General features: G+C 39.3%; 2 protein-coding genes. Both read left to right on the top strand.

Features of this window, described 5'->3' with window-relative positions; translation table 11 throughout:
* The coding region (locus tag CL42_RS16175; protein ID WP_035270989.1) for a helix-turn-helix domain-containing protein at positions 1 to 408 on the top strand (408 nt) is incomplete at its 5' end.
* Positions 398 to 964 carry an IS630 family transposase gene (locus CL42_RS16170; RefSeq protein WP_121533679.1) on the top strand — a complete coding sequence of 189 codons (567 nt, stop codon included), beginning with the start codon at positions 398 to 400 and terminating at the stop codon, positions 962 to 964. The genes CL42_RS16175 and CL42_RS16170, both read left to right, overlap by 11 nt.
* The last annotated feature ends 9 nt before the right edge of the window (positions 965 to 973 follow it).

Genomic DNA, 973 nt, shown 5'->3' with positions numbered 1-973 from the left:
CTCATTTTTCTGGCCAAGCATGCAAAACATTGGCGTGAAAGACAACGTGCCCAAACTATTCTCTGGCTTTCTGAAGGTAAAAGTGTTGCGGAAGTTGCCACTCTACAAGAACGTATCCCAGAAACCATAAGGCTACAACGCCGACGTTGGGAATTGTATGAGTTTGAATCGATTAAAGAAGGTCATCGCTCAGGTCGGCCCAATACATTGATCTCAGACTATCAGGCGAAAATCCTAGATTGGGTCAATACAAGTCCACTCAATGCAGAACAAATCCGAGTCAAACTACATGAAAAATACGAAGTGTCCGTGTCTGTTGAAACCATTCGTAAGTTTTTACGTGATTCAGGTATGGTCTTCAAGCGTACCCGTCATAGCTTGAAAAAAAAGAGATCCGATTGCATTTGAACAAGCAACACAGCAGATTGAAAAATTACGAGAGCAAGCGGCACGTGGTGAAATTATATTAGGTTATGTTGATGAAACAGGGTTTTCATCTACACCTGATAACCGCTATGCATGGACAAAGATAGGTGATGTTCATGCGGTTGATGCAATAAGATTAAAACGAGTTAATGTCATGGGGTGTTTGCTTTCAACGGGGAAACTGGTGACAAGTTGTTTACAAGAGTCAGTTACAAGCACTTGGTTTTATGCCTATTTAACTGGAATAGCTCAACAAGTAAAACAGACTTATAACCTTCCATTGGTTCTTATTGTTGATAATGCCTCGATTCATAGAAGTAAAAAGATGGCTGATTACAGAGAGCTACTTAAAAGTAACTTTTCGACGAATTTGTATTTTATTCCAGCTTATAGCCCTGAGTTAAATCGAATCGAGATGGTATGGAAGCAGATGAAATATTATTGGCGAGATTTTCAAGTCATGACAGCTGATAAAATAGAGCAATGGGTGGAGAGAGTATCAAACCAATTCGGAAAAGAATACATGTTTACTTTTTAATGACAGCTT

It is taken from the genome of Acinetobacter sp. Ver3, from assembly GCF_000632455.1.
Lineage (GTDB): Bacteria > Pseudomonadota > Gammaproteobacteria > Pseudomonadales > Moraxellaceae > Acinetobacter.
The sequence above is the reverse complement of the archived record's forward strand: the minus strand, read 5'-3'. Positions and strand labels throughout refer to the sequence as shown.